Raw genomic sequence first — 16987 nt, forward strand, 5'->3', positions numbered from 1 at the left:
CAGACTCAATGAGCCGTCTAACACCCCCGCCTGAGCCATTTGTAATCCTAGCAATGCCGAGAACGGGCACGCACTATCTGGAAGAATTGCTGAACGAGCATCCGAACGTCTTGAGCAACGGTGAGCTGCTAAACCCGTATGATATGAATTGGCCCGATAAGGACCGCCTGCTCCGTAGCGATTGCGAGCTCCTTGAGCTTGCCTACCTGCGCTATCCTACGCGGAGCACCAAGGCTAAAGTGACGCACGTTGGCTGCAAGATCAACGAACCTCAGTTTCGCGACCGTCCTGGCTTATTTGGCGAGCTGGCCAATTGGCCGCGCCTCAAAGTCATCCTGGCACGTCGCAGAAACACATTGGAATCGCTTCGGTCGTTGGTGCAGGCAAGGCAGTCTGGCCAGTGGCTGAAGTTCAGTTCTGACAATGACGCAACTCCGCCGCCGCGTGTCAATTTATCAATCGCTGATTGCGAGGTCTACTTCAAGGCCGCCGATGGTTTTCATGACCGGGTCGCGCGCTCCTTTGCGTCGACTGACATGGTTGTGATCGAGTACGAGAGTCTTATTCTTGATCCCAACGCGTGTTTGGAATTGATTTGGAATTTTCTGGGAGTTCCAGCGCTTCAGCTTCCTGGTCGCGCGATCCTTCAGCGTCAGGAATCGCGATCGCTGGACCAAACCGTGCAGAATTTTCATGAGTTGCGACACCATTTCGCGGGTAGACCTTATGTACGATTCTTCAAAGTGGGTGATTTGTGATGGAACCACCGCCGATTTCACCCATGACGGACCTGTTCTGATTGATGCGGTCGTGAACCGAACTAAGACCGACACATGATCCCTGCCGACCACCTCGCTCTGCCGAGCACCATCATCCGTCCGAACCTCGCCACATCGCGTGCCGGCCTGATGCGGCAGCGGGCCTGCATCGTATGGCTGACCGGGCTGTCGGGGGCGGGCAAGTCCACCCTGGCCAATCTGGTCGAGACCCGCCTCGCGGCGGAGGACCGCCACGCCTACATCCTCGATGGCGACAACCTGCGCAGCGGCCTCAACCGAGATCTCGGCTTCTCGGATGCCGATCGCATCGAGAACATGCGCCGCACCGTCGAGGTGGCGCGGCTGATGGCGGATGCGGGGCTGATCGTGATCGTTTCGCTGATCTCGCCCTTCCGGCGCGAGCGTGCGCAGGCGCGGAAAGCGGCTGGGGCGGTGCCCTTCATCGAGGTTCACGTGGACGCGCCGCTGGCGGAGTGCGAGCGGCGGGATCCCAAGGGGCTGTACCGGCGGGCGCGCCGCGGGGAGATCGCCCATTTCACCGGGATCGACTCGCCCTACGAGGCGCCCGACGCGCCGGACCTGCGCCTGGATACGAGCGTGCTCACGCCCGAGCAGGCGGCCGAGCGCCTCATCGGCTACCTTCAGGAGCATGTCCTCGGACGATCATACTCGTCACTTAAGCCCTAGTTGTTTGGTAGCAACTTGAGCGTTATTCGATCAGATGGAAACATACCCAGCGCAGGCGATGAAGTTGGCGCACTCGGCTGATGTGACGGCATCCACCAGCCGGCCGATAGCAGCCCAGAGGCCCTCAAGATGGCATAGCACTCGATGCCGCGCTCCTTCAGCATTGCCACGATGGCCAGCAGCTCGACGGGCGAGCGGCCGAACCGGTCGAGCCGGAACACTGCCAGCGTGTCACCGGGCCGCGCGTGGTCGAGCAAGTGCCAACCAGGATACCCCGTGATGTTCCGCCTCCGCCTGCTCGCCGGGCCGCTCGCCGCGCTGATCCTGCTGCCGCCCGCCGCCCGGGCAAGCCAGACCGAGGTGCCGGTGCCCGCCGTGACGGTCGTGGTCGCGGCCGAGCGCGAGATCGTGGAGCGCACCGTCGTCACCGGCACCCTGGTGCCGCGCGACGAGATCATGGTCTCGCCCGAGATCGAGGGCTGCCGCATCACCGAACTCCTGGTGGAGGAGGGCGACCGGGTCGCCCGGGGCGCCGTGCTGGCACGGCTGTCGCGCGAGATGCTGGACACCCAACTCGCCCAGAACGCTGCCGCGATCGCCCGGGCGGAGGCCGCGGTCGATCAGGCGCGCAGCACCATCGTGCAGGCCGAGGCCGCGCAGGTGGAGGCCGCCCTCGCGCTCGAGCGCACCCGCACCCTGATGAAGTCCGGCAACGCCACCGAGGCGCTGCTCGAGCAGCGCGTCTCGGCCGCCCGCTCGGCGGACGGACGGCTGGCGGCGGCCCGCAACGGCCTGTCGATCGCGGAGGCCGAGCTGCTGCAGGCCAAGGCCCAGCGCAAGGAACTCGACCTCAAGCTCGCCCGCACCGAGATCCGCGCGCCGGAGGGCGGCATCGTCAGCCGCCGCGTGGCGCGCGTCGGGGCGACGGCGAGCGCCTCCGGCGAGCCGCTGTTCCGTCTGATCGCCCGCGGCGAGATCGAGCTCGAAGGCGAGGTGACCGAGACCGGCATCCCGCGGCTCAAGGCCGAGGCCCCGGCCCAGCTCGACCTCGACACGGCGGACGGGCCGGTCGTGGTGCCGGGCCGCGTGCGCGCGGTCTATCCGGAGATCGACCGCGCGACGCGCCTCGGCAAGGTCCGCATCCGCCTGCAGCCCGATCCGCGCCTGCGCATCGGCGCCTTCGCCCGCGGCAGCGTCGAGGTGGCGCGCCGCACCGGCGTCGCCGTGCCGGTCGCCTCGGTGGTCTACGGCAATGGCGGCGCCACCGTGCTGGTGGTGGCGGGCGACCGGGTCGAGGTGAGGGCGGTCCGCACCGGCCTCTCGGCCGCGGGCTTCATCGAGATCCGCGACGGGGTGAAGGCGGGCGATGCCGTGGTCGCCCGGGCGGGCAGCTTCCTGCGCGACGGAGACCGGGTCCGGCCGGTCTTTCCCGCCCAGCAGGCCAGCGCCGACGCCCTCCCGCGCCCCTGACGCCCCGATTCGCTGACGGCGATCCCGCCGAGGACCACCCCATGCGCCTCAACGTCTCCGCCTGGGCGATCCGCAAGCCGATCCCCTCGATCGTGCTGTTCCTGGTGCTGGGGCTCCTCGGGCTCGTCAGCTTCCGCAGCCTGCCGATCACCCGCTTCCCCAACATCGACGTGCCGATCGTCTCGGTGTCGATCAACCAGCCGGGCGCGGCGCCCTCCGAACTCCAGACCCAGGTGACCAAGTGGGTCGAGGATGCGGTGGCGGGCGTGAAGGGCGTCAAGCACATCACCTCGGCGATCACCGAGGGCAATTCCGCCACCACCATCGAATTCCGCCTGGAGGTCAACACCGACCGGGCGGTGAACGACGTCAAGGACGCGATCGCCAAGATCCGCATGAACCTGCCGCGGACGATCGAGGAGCCGATCATCAACCGCGTCGAGATCGCGGGCCTGCCGATCATGGTCTACGGCGCCTCGGCGCCCGCGATGACGCCCGAGGACCTGTCCTGGTTCGTGGATGACGTGGTGGCGCGCCAGATCCAGGGCCTGCGCGGCGTCGGCGGCGTCGGGCGGCTCGGGGGCGTCGCCCGCGAGGTGCGCGTCACGCTGAAGCCCGACCGGCTGCTGGCGCTCGGCATCACGGCCGCGGACGTCAACCGGCAGCTGCGCCTCACCAGCGCCGACATGGCGGGCGGGCGGGCGGAGCTCGGCGGCCAGGAGCAGTCGATCCGGACGCTCGCGGCCTCGGCGAGCCTCGACACACTCGCCGCGACCTCGATCGTGCTGCCGGGCGGGCGCAAGGTGCGCCTCGACGAGCTCGCGACCCTCTCGGACGGCGCCGAGGAGCCGCGCACCTTCGCGCGCCTCAACGGCGAGCCGGTCGTGGCCTTCGCCATCTCCCGCGCCAGCGGCGCCAGCGACGCCTCGGTGGCCGAGATCGTGGCCAAGAAGATCGACGAGCTGCGCACCGCCTATCCGAACGTGCGCTTCGACCTGATCGACACCTCGGTCACCAACACGATCGGCAACTATCACTCGGCGATGCACGGCCTGATGGAGGGCGCGGGCCTCGCGGTGCTGGTCGTGTTCCTGTTCCTGCGCGACTGGCGCGCGACGCTCATCGCCGCGGTCGCGCTGCCGCTCTCGGTCTTCCCGACCTTCTGGGCGATGAGCGCGATGGGCTTCTCGCTCAATGCCGTGAGCCTGCTCGCCATCACGCTCGTCACCGGCATCCTGGTCGACGACGCCATCGTCGAGATCGAGAACATCGTCCGGCACATCCGGCTCGGCAAGTCGCCCTACCGGGCCGCGCTCGAGGGCGCGGACGAGATCGGGCTTGCGGTCATCGCCATCACGGCGACGCTCGTCGCGATCTTCGCGCCGGTCTCCTTCATGGGCGGCATCGCCGGCCAGTACTTCAAGCAGTTCGGCCTCACCATCGCGGCCGCGGTGTTCATGTCGCTCCTGGTGGCGCGCCTCATCACCCCGATGATGGCGGCCTATTTCATGCGCGACCACGGCCACCACGAGGAGACGCCCGGCCCGGTGATGCGCACCTATACCCGCGTCGTCGCCTGGTCGGTGCGGCACAAATACGTGACGCTGGTGGTCGGCCTCGCGCTCTTTACGGGCTCCATCCTCTCCACCCGCCTCCTGCCGGCCGGCTTCCTGCCGAAGGAGGACGCGGCCCGCACGCTCCTCGTGCTGGAACTGCCGCCGGGGGCGCGGCTCGACGACACGATCGCGGTCTCGGACCGGATCGCCCGGGCGATCCGCTCCCTGCCCGAGGTGAGCTCCGTCTTCGTCGATGGCGGGCGCCAGTTGCCCGGCAAGAAGGAGATCCGGCTCGCGACGCTCACCATCAACCTCACGCCGAAGTCTGCGCGCACGCGCAAGCAGGCCGACGTGGAGGCAGCGATCATGGAACTGCTGCGCGACGAGCCGGACCTGCGCTACTGGTCCCTGCGCGAGGGCGGCCAGCGTGACTTCGCCCTCATCGTCGCCGGGCCCGACACCGCCGTGGTGACGGACGTGGCCGAGCGGATGCAGCGCGAGGTCGCGGCGATCCCGAACCTCGTCAACGTGATGTCGACGGCGCCCCTCGACCGCACCGAGGTCCGGATCCGGCCGAAGCCGGCGGTCGCCGCCGATCTCGGCGTCTCGACCGACACCATCGCCGAGACGGTGCGCGTCGGCACGATCGGCGACATCGGCGCGAATCTCGCGAAATTCAACGCCACCGACCGCCAGATCCCGATCCGCGTCCAGCTCCCCGTCGAGACTCGCGGCCAGGTCGAGACGCTGGAGAGCCTGAAGGTGCCGACGAAGAGCGGCGCCGCGGTGCCGCTCACCGCGGTTGCCGACATCAGCCTCGGCCGTGGCCCCACCGCCATCGACCGCTACGACCGGGCGGTGCGCGTCGCGCTCGAGGCCAATCTCCAGGGCTCGGATGCGCTCGCCGTGGCGATCGCCCAGGCGCTCGCCACGCCGACCGCCCGCAACCTGCCGCCGGGCGTCACCATCCGCCAGACGGGCGACGCCGAGATCATGGGCGAGGTCTTCGAGGGCTTCGCCATGGCGATGGGCGCCGGCCTGATGATGGTGCTCGGCGTCCTCATCCTGCTGTTCGGCTCCTTCCTGCAGCCGCTCACCATCCTGTTCTCGCTGCCGCTCTCGATCGGCGGCGCGATCCTCGGCCTGCTCATCTTCAACCGGCCGATCTCGATGCCGGTCGTCATCGGCATCCTGATGCTGATGGGTGTGGTGACGAAGAACGCCATCATGCTGGTCGACTTCGCGGTCGAGGAGATGGCCCGCGGCGTCGACCGCATCACGGCCATCGTGGATGCCGGCCGCAAGCGGGCGCGGCCGATCGTGATGACCACCATCGCCATGGCGGCCGGCATGGTGCCCTCCGCGATGGCGCTCGGCATCGGCGGCGAGTTCCGCTCGCCGATGGCGATCGCGGTGATCTCGGGGCTGATCGTCTCGACGCTGCTGTCGCTGCTGTTCGTGCCGGCGATCTTCGTGCTGATGGACGATCTCTCGCGGCTGTTCGGGCGTCTCTTCGGGCGCTTCGTGGGCGCCGTCGACGAGCCGAAGCCGCAGGCGTCGCAGCCCTACGCCGCGCCGCGCCGGATCGCGGCGGAGTAGGGACTGGAGTCCGTCAGGCGCTTCAATATGCGCGCGAGACCAGATGATGGTGTCCGGCATCAGCGCAAGCGCCTGGAGCCTGTGCCACGCCTCGGTTGCCACGGTGGAGCGCTACTTGCACGCCCACCACTCCGACACTTCCGCCTGGTATCTGGGAGTGTAGCCGCGAGATGAGATGTGGGCTATTGCGAGAGGTACCGCTCACATTCGAGGCGCACGCTCGCACTAGGGATCTTGAGGGCCCACTAGAGCGAAGTCTCTGCAGTTTGAGTCGGTGCAGGTAGTCGGCCCAGTCAGGATGTGATTAAATGATCTGCTCTCACAGGCGAGCCACTATGCCGTCTGACCTGCAGAATCATTTGCTGGGGGCGCTGCCCGCCGAGAGCTTCGACCGGATCCGGCCGATGTTCGAGGAGGTCGTCCTGGAGGCGGGCCAGCGGATCGTGACCGCCAACGAGCCGATCAGCCACGTCTACTTTCCCGAAAGCGGAATCGTCTCCGTCATCTTCAATGTGGGCGGTCGCGGCGTGCTCGACACGCTCGTCGTCGGGCGCGAGGGGATGGTGAGCACCGCGCCGGTGCTCGGCGTCGAACGCGCGCCCCACGACGTCCAGGTGCGCGTGGCCGGAAGCGCTCTGCGAATCGGGGCCGGTGGCTTGCACCGCCTCGTCATGCAGAGCAGCCTCCTGCACGAGATCCTGATGCGCTACGTGCAGGTCGTGCTGATCTGGAGCAGCCAGACCGCCCTCGTGTATCGCCGCAACAAGCTCGACGAGCGGCTCGCGCTGTGGCTGCTCTATGAGTCCGTTGGGAAATGGTTGTTTCATAGTGATAGACGCAAGAAGCCTCGTTGTTGAGGCGGAAAACATGGCAGACGCCGAGATATGAGGCAGCGTATTGTAATCCAGCTTGAGACGGCGCGATCCCGTGAGGGCGCCAATGTTTTGCTCAATCCGCCACCGTTTCGGAAGAAGCACAAAGCCCTTCGCAAAGTGCGGCCGTAGAACCACCTCCACGACACGGTTCATTCCAGCCTGAACGGCGTCGATGAAACGGCTCTTGCAGCCACCATCCACCACGATGGTCGTGATCCAGGGACACAGACGAACCAAGCGCTTGACCAGCGGGATGCCGCCATCCTGATCCTGAACGTTGGCTGGGGTCATCATCACCGCCAGCAGGCGTCCGTCGCTGTCGACCGCCAGCTGACGCTTGCGTCCCAGAACGTTCTTCCCGGCGTCGTACCCCCCGCTCGCCTTGCGAGGCGTCACACTTCACCGCCTGCGCATCGACAATCGCCAGGATTGGGCTGGCTTCTTTTCCAGACTTCTCCCGGTCCAGCACGACGAGATGGTGGTTGATCCGTTCCATATGGCCGCCATCAGTGAGCCGCCGCCAATCATCGTCGCAGATGCTGGCGGGCGGCAGATCCTTGGGCATCGCATCCCACGGGATCCCGTACCGCTGCACATAGCGGATTCCGTACATGATCTCCCGAAGGGGATAGGTCCGTGGCTGACCGAGCCCCTTCGCAAGGGGAAGAAGGGGCTCCAAGGCCTGCCACTCGTCATTCGTCATATCACGGGGATATCTCTGATCACGACGGTCATTGCCCGATCGATTTTCATCGCTCCAGACCACGGAAGGGCCGCTGATCCATTCAGGACGGGCAGACGTCCTCCAGCATCCCGGATTTTCTCTTGGCCACCCTTGCCCAGCGGACTCTCAGGCAACGCCATCCGACAGCGTCCGTCGGGTTTGTCGGGTCCGCGCCACAGGCTTGTTGAGCCGGTCCCGTTTGGCCCCAAGCTACACAGCTGAAAAGCAATCCCACCATGTAGGGCGAGGCGGCGGCCCGCCATCCTGCAAAGCGAGAAGTGCGCGCCGGAGACGGGCACCGCCGTGCAGGCCCTGGCCATGGCGCCAGGGGCGGCGGGCCGCGGATCGCGGCGGCCTGTGGCGTGACCGTCGCGAACGCCGCGGCCTCTACGCGGCGGGCGCGGACATCCTCGTGACCTCCGCGCCTTGAGGGGCCGCTCCGGCCGACGTGAAGGTCGTGATCGAGGCCGTGCAGGCCGAGCGACCTGCCGGGGGCTTCACCCGACACGGCGCGCTGCGTCGCAGCTGGCGCGGCCCTTGCTGGTGAGGTTTCGCCTCGGCCGTGCGGGCGCGGCCCTCGCCATACCCCATCGCGACGACAAGCTCGGCTGAGCCCTCTGTCCGCACGCGGAGCGAGGCGATGCGCACACAGCGACGTGTGAAGGCGCAAGTCCGTGCGGGTGAGGGATGTTCCGCGTCAGATCCGGATCCCGCCCCTCCCCTCGGCCGTTGCCGCAGCCGCACGCCAATGACCTCACGCGAAAGCCGAGGTCATCTCCCTCCTGCCCCGCCGCTGTCGGACATTGTCAGATTCCCGACAGCTGAGTGAAGTTTCCGCCAATCACCGGCGGTTCCACTAACGTACTGATCTCAATAGCAAAACTGCTCCAGAAGCATTTGGCACCTCGCTTGCGCAGAGGTCCGGCAGCGGCGGAGGTCGCCGACGGCGGTGACATCGGGAGCGATGCCGCCATCAACCAAGCGGGGTTTGACCATGACTGGTCTGCGCCAAATCGAGTTTCGCGGCCGTTGCGTTGATCACCAGATGAACGCGCCTTCAGCAATTGCGCGACATTCTGATAAGATCAAGCCAATGGCTGACAACCTCGCGGCAATCGGAGTTTTCACGCTCCCGACATGCTCGAGAGTTGAGTTCTACAGTGAGGAGAACGCACTCGTAAACATCCCGAGCGAGGTATTCGCCGGCTTTGACTTCAGGCCCATTGAAGGTGCGGCCGCCATTATGCAGCGAATCGCTGAGATTGCATCCGGCGTTCGTTCCCGGATCCTCGGCGAGAGGAACATCATCCAGCAGCTCGAGGGCGCTTACAAACGTCTTGACCCAAACCTTCCGATCGCCCGGATCGCACGGCAGGGGATTGATTTTGGTCTGACCGCACGCAAGATATATCAGTTCAACGCACCGCCCATCTACGATCAGTTCGTCCGATACATCATGGCTGATCGATGTCAGAATGGCGAGCTTCCCGACCACCTTTACCTGCTTGGATCAAGCAACCTGAGTTACGACCTGATCGAGAGCGGTGTGGAAGAGCATTTCCGTTCCACGACAATCGTGACGCGGGACCCGAAGAGCGCTCGCAAACGTCTCCACCGCGAGACTGACAAAAAAGTCGAGGTCATACACCAGAAAGAATTTGGGCACGCACGCGAACCACAGTCGCTCGTCGTGATCGCAACCTCCAATCTCACCGATCAAGACAAAGCCGATCTTCAGAATGCGCTTCTGCGGCTGGAGCCGCGCACGGTAGTGGACCTGACGGCAAATCCAGTGATGGCGGCAGCCCTAGCCGGGAAGCTCAACTACGTGAACATGTACGGCGAAGAGTTCCGCCGGTTAATCGACCAGAACAATGAGCAGCTGGCTCCAAAGGTGCCGCTCGTGCGTTCCGATATCGAGGCGGCACTCCGGACAGCGCAACTCGATCTTTCCGCGAAGGCACCGTAACCCCAAAGCGGCACACCCCCTGTCGGGCGCCAACCCGCGGCTCGCGGCCTTCGTCGGCCGCTCCACGGAACAGGCCCGCCGTCTCGGTCCCCTCGCGGCCGCGGCGGGCGCACCCTCGACCACATCTGCCACACAAGGACAGTAAAGCATGGCCCGTGCAGACTGGGGTGGCATCTTCCCCGTTCTCGTCACCCCCTTCGGAGCCGATGGCTCCATCAACGAGATCCGGTACAAGGCGCTCATCGACGACGCGATCGCCAATGGCGCGCAGGGCGTGGTGGCCGCCGGCAGCACCGGCGAGTTCTATGCCCTCACCAAAGCCGAACGCGCGCGCCTGTTCAAGCTGGCCGTTGACCACGCGGCGCGCCGCGTGCCCGTGCTGGCCGGTGTCGCCGACCTCCGGGTAGAGGATGTCCTGGAAGCGTGCCAGTCCGCGGTCGCGGCGGGCTGCGCGGGCGGCCTGATCCTGCCGCCGATCTACGCCATGCCGAGCCCGCGTGAGGTCGTGGCCTTCTTCGCGCACATCTCGCGCAACACCCCGCTGCCGCTGATGCTCTACAACAGCCCGCGCCGGGCGAAAATCGAGCTCACCCCGGCGCTGGTGGAGCAGCTCTCCGCGCTGCGGACCGTGGTTGCCATCAAGGACAGCTCCGGCGACATCACCCAGGTGAGCGAGCTCGTGCAGCGCGTGGGTGACAACCTCCGCGTCTTCGTCGGCTACGAGACCATGATCGTTCCCGCCCGGGCCGTGGGCGCCCATGGGGTCATCGCCATGGCGCACCAGATCGCCGGCCCCTTGATCCGCGCCTACTGGGACAAGGCGCTCAGCGGGGACAAGGCCCTGGAGGACCTCGGTCGCGATGTCTGCGCCTTGTATCGCTGCTTCCAGTCCGGGTCCTATTACGCGGCCATCAAGGAGACCATGAGCCAGCTTGGGCGCGACGCCGGCGGCCCGCGCCTGCCGCTGCTGCCGCTGGCAGACGAACAAAAGGCCGCCATCGCCAAGATCATTGCCGATGCCGGCCTCGCCCGGTGGGCCAAGGCCTAATTCGTCAGAGTTGTTCTCTGATCTCATCATTCAGGCGATGCACGCTCATCCGTCTCGAACGGACTTTCGCCGTACTGGCGTTTGAACGTCCCTGTGCAAGGAACCAGAATGTACACGAAGCTGGCTCTCCTCATCGACGGCGAATGGATCGAAGGAACTGAAGCAGGGAGCGAGATCGTTCTCAACCCTGCTACGGAACAGCCTCTTGGCGCGCTCGCTCACGCCGGTACGGCAGAACTTGACCGCGCACTGATGGCGGCGAGCCGGGCCTTCGAGGGCTGGAAACGCACCTCGCCTTCGAGCGGGGCCAGATCCTGCGTCGCGCTGCTGACCTCATGCGCGAGCGGCTCGACCACATCGCGACCGTGCTAACGCTCCCGGCTTATCGCCGGCGGTGAACGCCTCAAGGGGACAGGCCTGATGTACAGGCCGACCATCTTGGCGGACATGCCCAACCACGCGAAGGCCATGACGCACGAACCGTTTGGCCCGCTTGCGCTGGTGCAACCTGTTGATGAGATCGACCAAGCGCTGGCACGGGCGAATGCGCTGTCCTATGGGCTGGCCGGATATGCCTTCACCGGCTCCGCCGCGACCGTCAATCGTATCGCGGAGGAGCTTGCGGTCGGGACCATCGGCATCAATCAGATGGTCGTCACGATCCCGGAAACGCCCTTCGGCGGCATTGGCGACAGCGGCTGGGGCCGCGAAGGTGGCATCGAGGGACTTGAGGCCTATACGGTCAAGAAATACGTCGGCCACCTTCAGATATAGCGGCCCGAAGTGAAACGGGCCGGGAAAGGAAATATCAGCTGATGGGCTCGGACAAGATGAAGCTTTCCGGATGGCTGCCAAGGAAATTGTCACCCTCCGGGCCGCGTTACCTGGCTCTGGTGAACGCCCTGGAGCAGGATATCACCGAAGGCCGGTTGACTGACGGTTCCCGCCTGCCCTCGCACCGGAAGTTGGCGCAGCAACTTGGCCTATCCGTTGGCACCGTGAGCAAGGCCTATCAGGAGGCCGAGCAGCGCGGCATCGTCAGCGGCCATGTGGGGCAAGGCACCTTTGTGCGCCGGCCCGCCCCGGGCCGCGACGAGGCGTCCGCTGCGCGCGAGCCCGTGAACCTGGCGTTGAACGTGCCGGCTGATGGGCGCGACATCGAACTGCTGGGCGAGTTCGGCCAGCGTCTTCTCGCCCCTCAGGGCGGCCAGAGCCACCTTCGCCTTGAATGCCGGGCTGTGGGTCCGGCGAGGTCGTCTGCTCATCGTCTCTCCTGTTATGCAGCCAGTCTGGCCGCCGTCAGGCATAAACTCCACTCATCGCACCTGTCCGATTTCCCGAGCCACCTCTCCTCAGGGCGGACCACTCACAGCGGGGCGGATCACACGCCACTCAATTTCCGGCTCCGTGCTATGTTCGGCCGCCATGGCCACCCCGGCTCATACATTCCCCGCAAGTCAGATAATCGAAATGCCCAAAGATTTTCGGGCGCGTAGATATCGAAGGGAATGGGAGGGTGCACGTAGCTGCCGCCTTGGTTGCTGATCGTTGACTGCGCCATCGCCTCGACCAGCGTCTCGGCCAGCAATTTCTTCGGATGCGACAGGACAACATTGATCAAACCCTCGATGAGCCCTCTCATGGTATCAGGTATCAGTTCCCGTCCGATAACCACGAGGTTTCGGGATGCGGCGCTCGGGAGTTCACGCAAGGCTCGGATGACGCCGGTGATGCTGCCACCGGCGACGTAAATGCCAACCAGATCCGGCGTCTGCCGCAACAAATCCCGGGTGCATTCATAGGCGTAGCGCTCGTCGTCGAGGGTCACCGTGGAATCGAGTAACTGAAACTCTGGTGCACGTTCGCGGAAGTACGAACGGAAGCGCATTTCGCTGGCACGTTGGAAGCAAAGGCTCCCCACACAGATGCCGATCTTTCCCGGTGTCCTGCACATGTTGGAGAGGAACCAAGCCGCGGTGCCGCCGACCTGCCAGTTGTCCAGCCCTACGTAGCCGGCACTGTTCGCCGCCGTGAGCTCGGAAATGAGCGCGAATACAGGCACGCCTTCCTCGTGCAGAGTGTCGATCGCCTGCGTCACCTTGGGGTGATCTGCGGCGACGACCGCCACGGCATTGCATTCCCGCCCAAGCTGGAGGAGGCATTCCGCGGCGACCTCCTCCTCCTGGTAGTCCCGGAACCTCACCACCGCCTGGCCCCTGATGGTCGTCGAGGCATCCGTTGCCTCCTGCAGGACCTGCCCGAGTGTCTCGTAAAACTCGTTTTGCCGCTGCTGGAGGAGGAAGCCGAGGGTGCGGGCAGGCCGATCCTGTCCGAGGCGGTGACGGATCGTCCCAGCGAGATGAAAGCCGACGGCCTCCGCGGCACGTTGCACCCGTTCGGCGGTTGCCTCCCGCACGGAATGGCGGCCGCTCAGGACACGATCGACCGTTGACACGCTGACATTGGCGGCCTTGGCCACATCGGCGATGGTAGGGCGGGGCATCTAACTCTCCTGTTGGCAGATTCTTTCATTCATCCGCAGCATAGATATGCTAGTTTCTGGGACAAAGAATGTCAAACCCGCTTGAGAGATTTCTTTCATATGGCGTCAACGATCCTTGCAAAACCTCGACGCTCCTTGCAAAGGTTTTTTTCATAGGGTAGCAACCTCGACCGGAGGTGCCGGTGTCGAGGAACTGCGCAGATCGCGAAAAGATGGACCGCGCAGACACGGGTGCGCCATCGGCTGATGATGGGCGAAACGTGGTTAAACAAATGAACGTACGAAATGGTACGGCCGAACACAACCATAACAATCAATACAAGAATATGGGAGCTCATTCAAGAATAGAGGACAATATCGCCTTCAATCGGATCGCTCCAGCCAGTTCTTTCAAAGTTAATGAGCTTTATATCAAGTACGGCGCCGGTGTAACGCCTGTCCGCGACGTGTTGATCAAACTGACGCACGAATATTTGATCGAAAACTTTACCCAACGTGGCTATTCTGCCAAGTTAACCGCGAAGGTGGCATCGAGGGACTTGAGGCCTATACGGTCAAGAAATACGTCGGCCACCTTCAGATATAGCGGCCCGAAGTGAAACGGGCCGGGAAAGGAAATATCAGCTGATGGGCTCGGACAAGATGAAGCTTTCCGGATGGCTGCCAAGGAAATTGTCACCCTCCGGGCCGCGTTACCTGGCTCTGGTGAACGCCCTGGAGCAGGATATCACCGAAGGCCGGTTGACTGACGGTTCCCGCCTGCCCTCGCACCGGAAGTTGGCGCAGCAACTTGGCCTATCCGTTGGCACCGTGAGCAAGGCCTATCAGGAGGCCGAGCAGCGCGGCATCGTCAGCGGCCATGTGGGGCAAGGCACCTTTGTGCGCCGGCCCGCCCCGGGCCGCGACGAGGCGTCCGCTGCGCGCGAGCCCGTGAACCTGGCGTTGAACGTGCCGGCTGATGGGCGCGAGACCGAGATCTTATCAGAGCTGCTGGCCGAGGTGTCGCAGGGGCGCGAGCTCGCGCCCCTCCTGAACTACCATCCCCACGGCGGTATCCGGCAGCATCGCGAGATCATTGCCGCCTCCGTCTCCGGCGGCTCGTTCATCGTGGACCCGATGCGGCTGTTCCTGTGCAACGGCGCCCAGCACGCCATCGACATCGCGCTGCGCCTGGTGGCGCGGCCCGGCGATGCCGTCCTCGTGGATTCCCTCACCTATTCCGGCTTCAAGGCGATCGGCGCGGCCAACCATCTCACGCTGGTCCCTGTGGCCATGGACGGCGAGGGCGCTCATCCTGACGCGCTGGCGGCCGCCTGCCGGGCCTCCGGCGCGAAGGTGTTCTATTGCATGCCGACCCTGCAGAGCCCCACGGCTCGCACCATGAGCCTAGCGCGCCGGCGGCGCATCGCCGAACTGGCTGAGGAACTCGACCTGAAGGTGATCGAGGACGATGTCTATGGCTTCTTCCTACCGGAGCGGCCGGTGCTGCTCACGAAGCTCATTCCCGACCGCAGCTTCTACATCACGTCCTATTCCAAATGCGTCGCGCCGGGGTTCCGCCTCGGCACGCTGACGGTGCCATCGGCCTTTACCGAGCAGGCCGAACTTCTCCTGCGCGCCTCGTCCGTGGTTCCTATGTTCAGCGAGACGGCGGTGCGGCTCATCGAGAGCGGCAAGCTGGACGAGCTGGTGCGCGAGCGCCGGCAGCAGGCGCTTGATCGCTATCGGGTGTTTTCCGGCATCTTTCCCGCAGCAGAGAGGCTGGAGTTCCCTCCCTTTTATGGCTGGCTGCCATTGCCGCCCGAATGGTCGGCGGTCGGCTTCGCTGCGGCCGCGGGCCGGGACAACATACGCGTCACGTACCCCATCGAGTCCATGGTGGACGACACCGATCCTGGCGCGGTCCGCATCTGCCTGGGCGGGCCGAAGGACCTTACCGAGCTCTCAAACGCATTGTACACCCTCAACGAGGTCATCGCCCGCCCGCCCCCGAACGCGTTCTCAGTCGCCTAATGTAGTCCTCCGTCAGCGGGCCGGCGCTGCCCATGCCCCAGCCGGTCTCGTCATGGAGCCGCGCGTAGATCCCGAGCACGTCGCGCATCACACTGACCTGCCGGGCGCCGCAGGCGGAGCAGCGCAGACGCAGCGCAATGTCGGGGAACGGCAGCTCAGCCAGGAAGCGGTCGGTGCTGAGGATCGCCTGGTGACCGCAGGGACCTCGCCATAGACAGCAGCCGTCCCGTCGCCTTCTGCGCGCAGCTCGCCGATGGTCGGCGGGATCTCTCAGCCGTGTTCGTAGTCGCGGCGGGCGCTGCAACCGCATGGTATCACTTCACCCACATCAGCAGAACGGCTGCGGTGAGGAAGAGGACGACCAGGAGCCCGACGATCACCGCCACCAAGCGGTGCCGGCGGCTTCTGTGCTCGCCATTGCTCATCACACGTCCGCCCTCGCCAATAGGATCGCGGTCCGGAACGCATCCTGGCGGGCAGCATCGGTCGCGTCCTCCCAGCCCATGGTTAAGAACGCAATTGGGTCATTCGCGACGGCCGCGGCCACGTCCAGCGTCACACCTTCCGCGATCGTACGCGGACCGGGCCTGGGTTCCTCCAGGTAGGCGGCGAGGTGCCGATCCCGTCCGGACTGGCCGCCTGGCTGGAGACCCTGGGCCAAGTCCATGCCGCGGCGCCGCCGCCAAAGACTTACCAAAGGTGGTCCGCGCGAGCGACCCGCCCCGCCGGTGAGGTCTAGAACGACGAAGCCCGCCACAGCGGGGGCCGGGCGGGCTTGGGTAATCAGATCGATGGCCGGTCAGCGGGGATGCTGCTCGCGGCGGGAGCCGCGGTGCATCCCGCAGCTGCTCGCCTCCTCCCACTCCTCGATCCGCTCCGTGAGGCGGGCCAGCACGCTGATCAGCTGGCTGTCATGCCGGGCCGCGTCCGAGGCCGTGTCGGCCCGGATGGCGGCCGCCAGATCCTTCACCGCATCCGTCAGGTCGGCCACGGCGATCGTATCGAACACCGCCGGGCCGGCCGTGGCGACGTCCCGCGCGGTTTCGGCCTGGAGCGCTTCGGCCTTCTTCGCCTCCAGCCGGTAATCGAGCAGGGTCTTGATGAAGCCGTTCAGCGGGACCAGCGCGCCCGCCATCGCGGCCGTGATGCCGACGACGATCGCCGGCCAGCTGTCAAAGGAGACGCCCGGGTCGGCCACCTGCCCGTCTCCTCCTGCGCAAGCCGAAGGTGTCCTCGGCCGCCATGTCCGAGGCGGCCCGCCCCGACGAATGAAGCTCGGCCAGGGCGAGGACGCCGTAGACCGCGATGCCGATGGAGAGCGGCGGGTAGGCTGCGGCAAAGCCGGCCGCGGTCGCGAGCCAGAACGCAAAGCCGGACATGCACCCGAGGGTGCGGATCAGCGAGGTCTCCCGGCCGCGGCGGCCATTGATCCAAAGGGCGAGGAGGCGCGCCCCGCCCACCGAGACGGAGATCGTCCCGGCCGTGCGCTCGGTCACGCAGGACGCGATCACGCGCCATTGCGGGCCGACGAAGGTGGGCTCGGGGAGGAGCAGCACTCCCCCGAGCGTGACCATGATCAGGGACAGCCAGACCTCGGCCCAGCGGGTCTGGCCGTACCGGACGGCTCTGCGGATGCGCTCGTTGATGGCCGGATCGGGATCGTACTGGATCATGGCGGTTCCGTGCCAAGGCGCAAGGTAAGCCAGCCAGCAGTGCCGTGGGGGGATCCGCATGGCCGCCTCCGGGCTGGCTCTATGCGAGGCC

The 16987-nt window shown here is 65.6% G+C and carries 15 protein-coding genes and 3 pseudogenes; 12 read left to right on the forward strand and 6 right to left on the reverse strand.

The features are described from left to right. Nucleotides 1–8 precede the first annotated feature (8 nt). Both MNOD_RS43625 and cysC read left to right on the forward strand, forming a co-directional pair. A complete protein-coding gene (locus MNOD_RS43625; protein WP_015930563.1) occupies nucleotides 9–758 on the forward strand; it encodes a sulfotransferase domain-containing protein in 750 nt (249 codons plus the stop codon). A 75-nt stretch (nucleotides 759–833) separates the two neighbouring features. Continuing rightward, the gene (cysC, locus tag MNOD_RS19015; protein ID WP_015930564.1) at nucleotides 834–1466 is read left to right on the forward strand and encodes an adenylyl-sulfate kinase; all 633 of its coding nucleotides are present in this window, start codon (nucleotides 834–836) and stop codon (nucleotides 1464–1466) included. Here cysC and MNOD_RS50020 read toward each other — a convergent pair. Continuing rightward, on the reverse strand, nucleotides 1463–1687 hold the full coding sequence (locus MNOD_RS50020; protein ID WP_425277513.1) for a hypothetical protein: 225 nt from the start codon (nucleotides 1685–1687) through the stop codon (nucleotides 1463–1465). The genes cysC and MNOD_RS50020 overlap by 4 nt on opposite strands. Nucleotides 1688–1745: 58 nt before the next feature. Here MNOD_RS50020 and MNOD_RS19020 point away from each other — a divergent pair, with 58 nt between their 5' ends. The 3 genes from MNOD_RS19020 to MNOD_RS19030 all read left to right on the forward strand — a co-directional run bounded on the left by MNOD_RS19020 (nucleotide 1746) and on the right by MNOD_RS19030 (nucleotide 6948). Next, entirely contained in the window at nucleotides 1746–2936 is a 1191-nt protein-coding gene (locus MNOD_RS19020; RefSeq protein ID WP_015930565.1) for an efflux RND transporter periplasmic adaptor subunit, read from the forward strand. A 41-nt stretch (nucleotides 2937–2977) separates the two neighbouring features. Further along, nucleotides 2978–6091 carry an efflux RND transporter permease subunit gene (locus MNOD_RS19025; protein ID WP_015930566.1) on the forward strand — a complete coding sequence of 1038 codons (3114 nt, stop codon included), beginning with the start codon at nucleotides 2978–2980 and terminating at the stop codon, nucleotides 6089–6091. Nucleotides 6092–6495: 404 nt separating this feature from the next. Further along, entirely contained in the window at nucleotides 6496–6948 is a 453-nt protein-coding gene (locus MNOD_RS19030; RefSeq protein WP_244424801.1) for a Crp/Fnr family transcriptional regulator, read from the forward strand. On the opposite strand, the pseudogene MNOD_RS43635 reads toward MNOD_RS19030, so the two are convergent. Continuing rightward, a pseudogene (locus MNOD_RS43635) lies at nucleotides 6913–7747 on the reverse strand (IS5 family transposase); the annotation flags it as partial. The gene MNOD_RS19030 and the pseudogene MNOD_RS43635 sit on opposite strands and share 36 nt — an antisense overlap. A gap of 937 nt (nucleotides 7748–8684) precedes the next feature. Here MNOD_RS43635 and MNOD_RS19035 point away from each other — a divergent pair. The 5 genes and pseudogenes from MNOD_RS19035 to MNOD_RS43650 all read left to right on the forward strand — a co-directional run. Next, nucleotides 8685–9659, forward strand: coding sequence for a hypothetical protein (locus tag MNOD_RS19035; protein WP_280113426.1), 975 nt, complete (start codon nucleotides 8685–8687; stop codon nucleotides 9657–9659). A gap of 148 nt (nucleotides 9660–9807) precedes the next feature. Beyond that, nucleotides 9808–10707 (forward strand): dihydrodipicolinate synthase family protein, encoded by a 900-nt coding sequence (locus tag MNOD_RS19040; RefSeq protein ID WP_015930569.1) that lies wholly within the window; start codon nucleotides 9808–9810, stop codon nucleotides 10705–10707. A 108-nt stretch (nucleotides 10708–10815) separates the two neighbouring features. After that, entirely contained in the window at nucleotides 10816–11079 is a 264-nt protein-coding gene (locus tag MNOD_RS49220; protein WP_244424535.1) for an aldehyde dehydrogenase family protein, read from the forward strand. A 48-nt stretch (nucleotides 11080–11127) separates the two neighbouring features. Then, on the forward strand, nucleotides 11128–11481 hold the full coding sequence (locus MNOD_RS49225) for an aldehyde dehydrogenase family protein (protein ID WP_043749046.1): 354 nt from the start codon (nucleotides 11128–11130) through the stop codon (nucleotides 11479–11481). 41 nt (nucleotides 11482–11522) lie between these two features. Then, nucleotides 11523–11882 (forward strand): annotated as a pseudogene (locus MNOD_RS43650) (GntR family transcriptional regulator); the annotation flags it as partial. On the opposite strand, the pseudogene MNOD_RS19050 reads toward MNOD_RS43650, so the two are convergent. Both MNOD_RS19050 and MNOD_RS19055 read right to left on the reverse strand, forming a co-directional pair. After that, nucleotides 11856–11972, reverse strand: a pseudogene (locus MNOD_RS19050) (transposase); the annotation flags it as partial. The pseudogenes MNOD_RS43650 and MNOD_RS19050 overlap by 27 nt on opposite strands. A 116-nt stretch (nucleotides 11973–12088) precedes the next feature. Beyond that, nucleotides 12089–13210: a LacI family DNA-binding transcriptional regulator gene (locus MNOD_RS19055; protein WP_015930571.1), complete on the reverse strand. Its 1122-nt coding sequence runs from the start codon at nucleotides 13208–13210 to the stop codon at nucleotides 12089–12091. A 212-nt stretch (nucleotides 13211–13422) separates the two neighbouring features. Between MNOD_RS19055 and MNOD_RS43655 the strand changes: the two genes are divergently transcribed. Then, on the forward strand, nucleotides 13423–13809 hold the full coding sequence (locus tag MNOD_RS43655) for a GntR family transcriptional regulator (protein WP_083786510.1): 387 nt from the start codon (nucleotides 13423–13425) through the stop codon (nucleotides 13807–13809). 28 nt (nucleotides 13810–13837) lie between these two features. Next, nucleotides 13838–15223, forward strand: a complete 1386-nt coding sequence (locus tag MNOD_RS19060) for an aminotransferase-like domain-containing protein (protein ID WP_015930572.1) — start codon at nucleotides 13838–13840, stop codon at nucleotides 15221–15223. 799 nt (nucleotides 15224–16022) lie between these two features. Here the strand turns inward: MNOD_RS19060 and MNOD_RS19070 are convergent. Next, on the reverse strand, nucleotides 16023–16421 hold the full coding sequence (locus tag MNOD_RS19070; protein WP_015930576.1) for a hypothetical protein: 399 nt from the start codon (nucleotides 16419–16421) through the stop codon (nucleotides 16023–16025). Next, nucleotides 16396–16956, reverse strand: coding sequence for a hypothetical protein (locus MNOD_RS48130; RefSeq protein ID WP_198157524.1), 561 nt, complete (start codon nucleotides 16954–16956; stop codon nucleotides 16396–16398). Before MNOD_RS48130 ends, MNOD_RS19070 begins: the two co-directional genes overlap by 26 nt. Nucleotides 16957–16987: the final 31 nt, after the last annotated feature.

Source organism: Methylobacterium nodulans ORS 2060, from assembly GCF_000022085.1.
Lineage (GTDB): Bacteria > Pseudomonadota > Alphaproteobacteria > Rhizobiales > Beijerinckiaceae > Methylobacterium > Methylobacterium nodulans.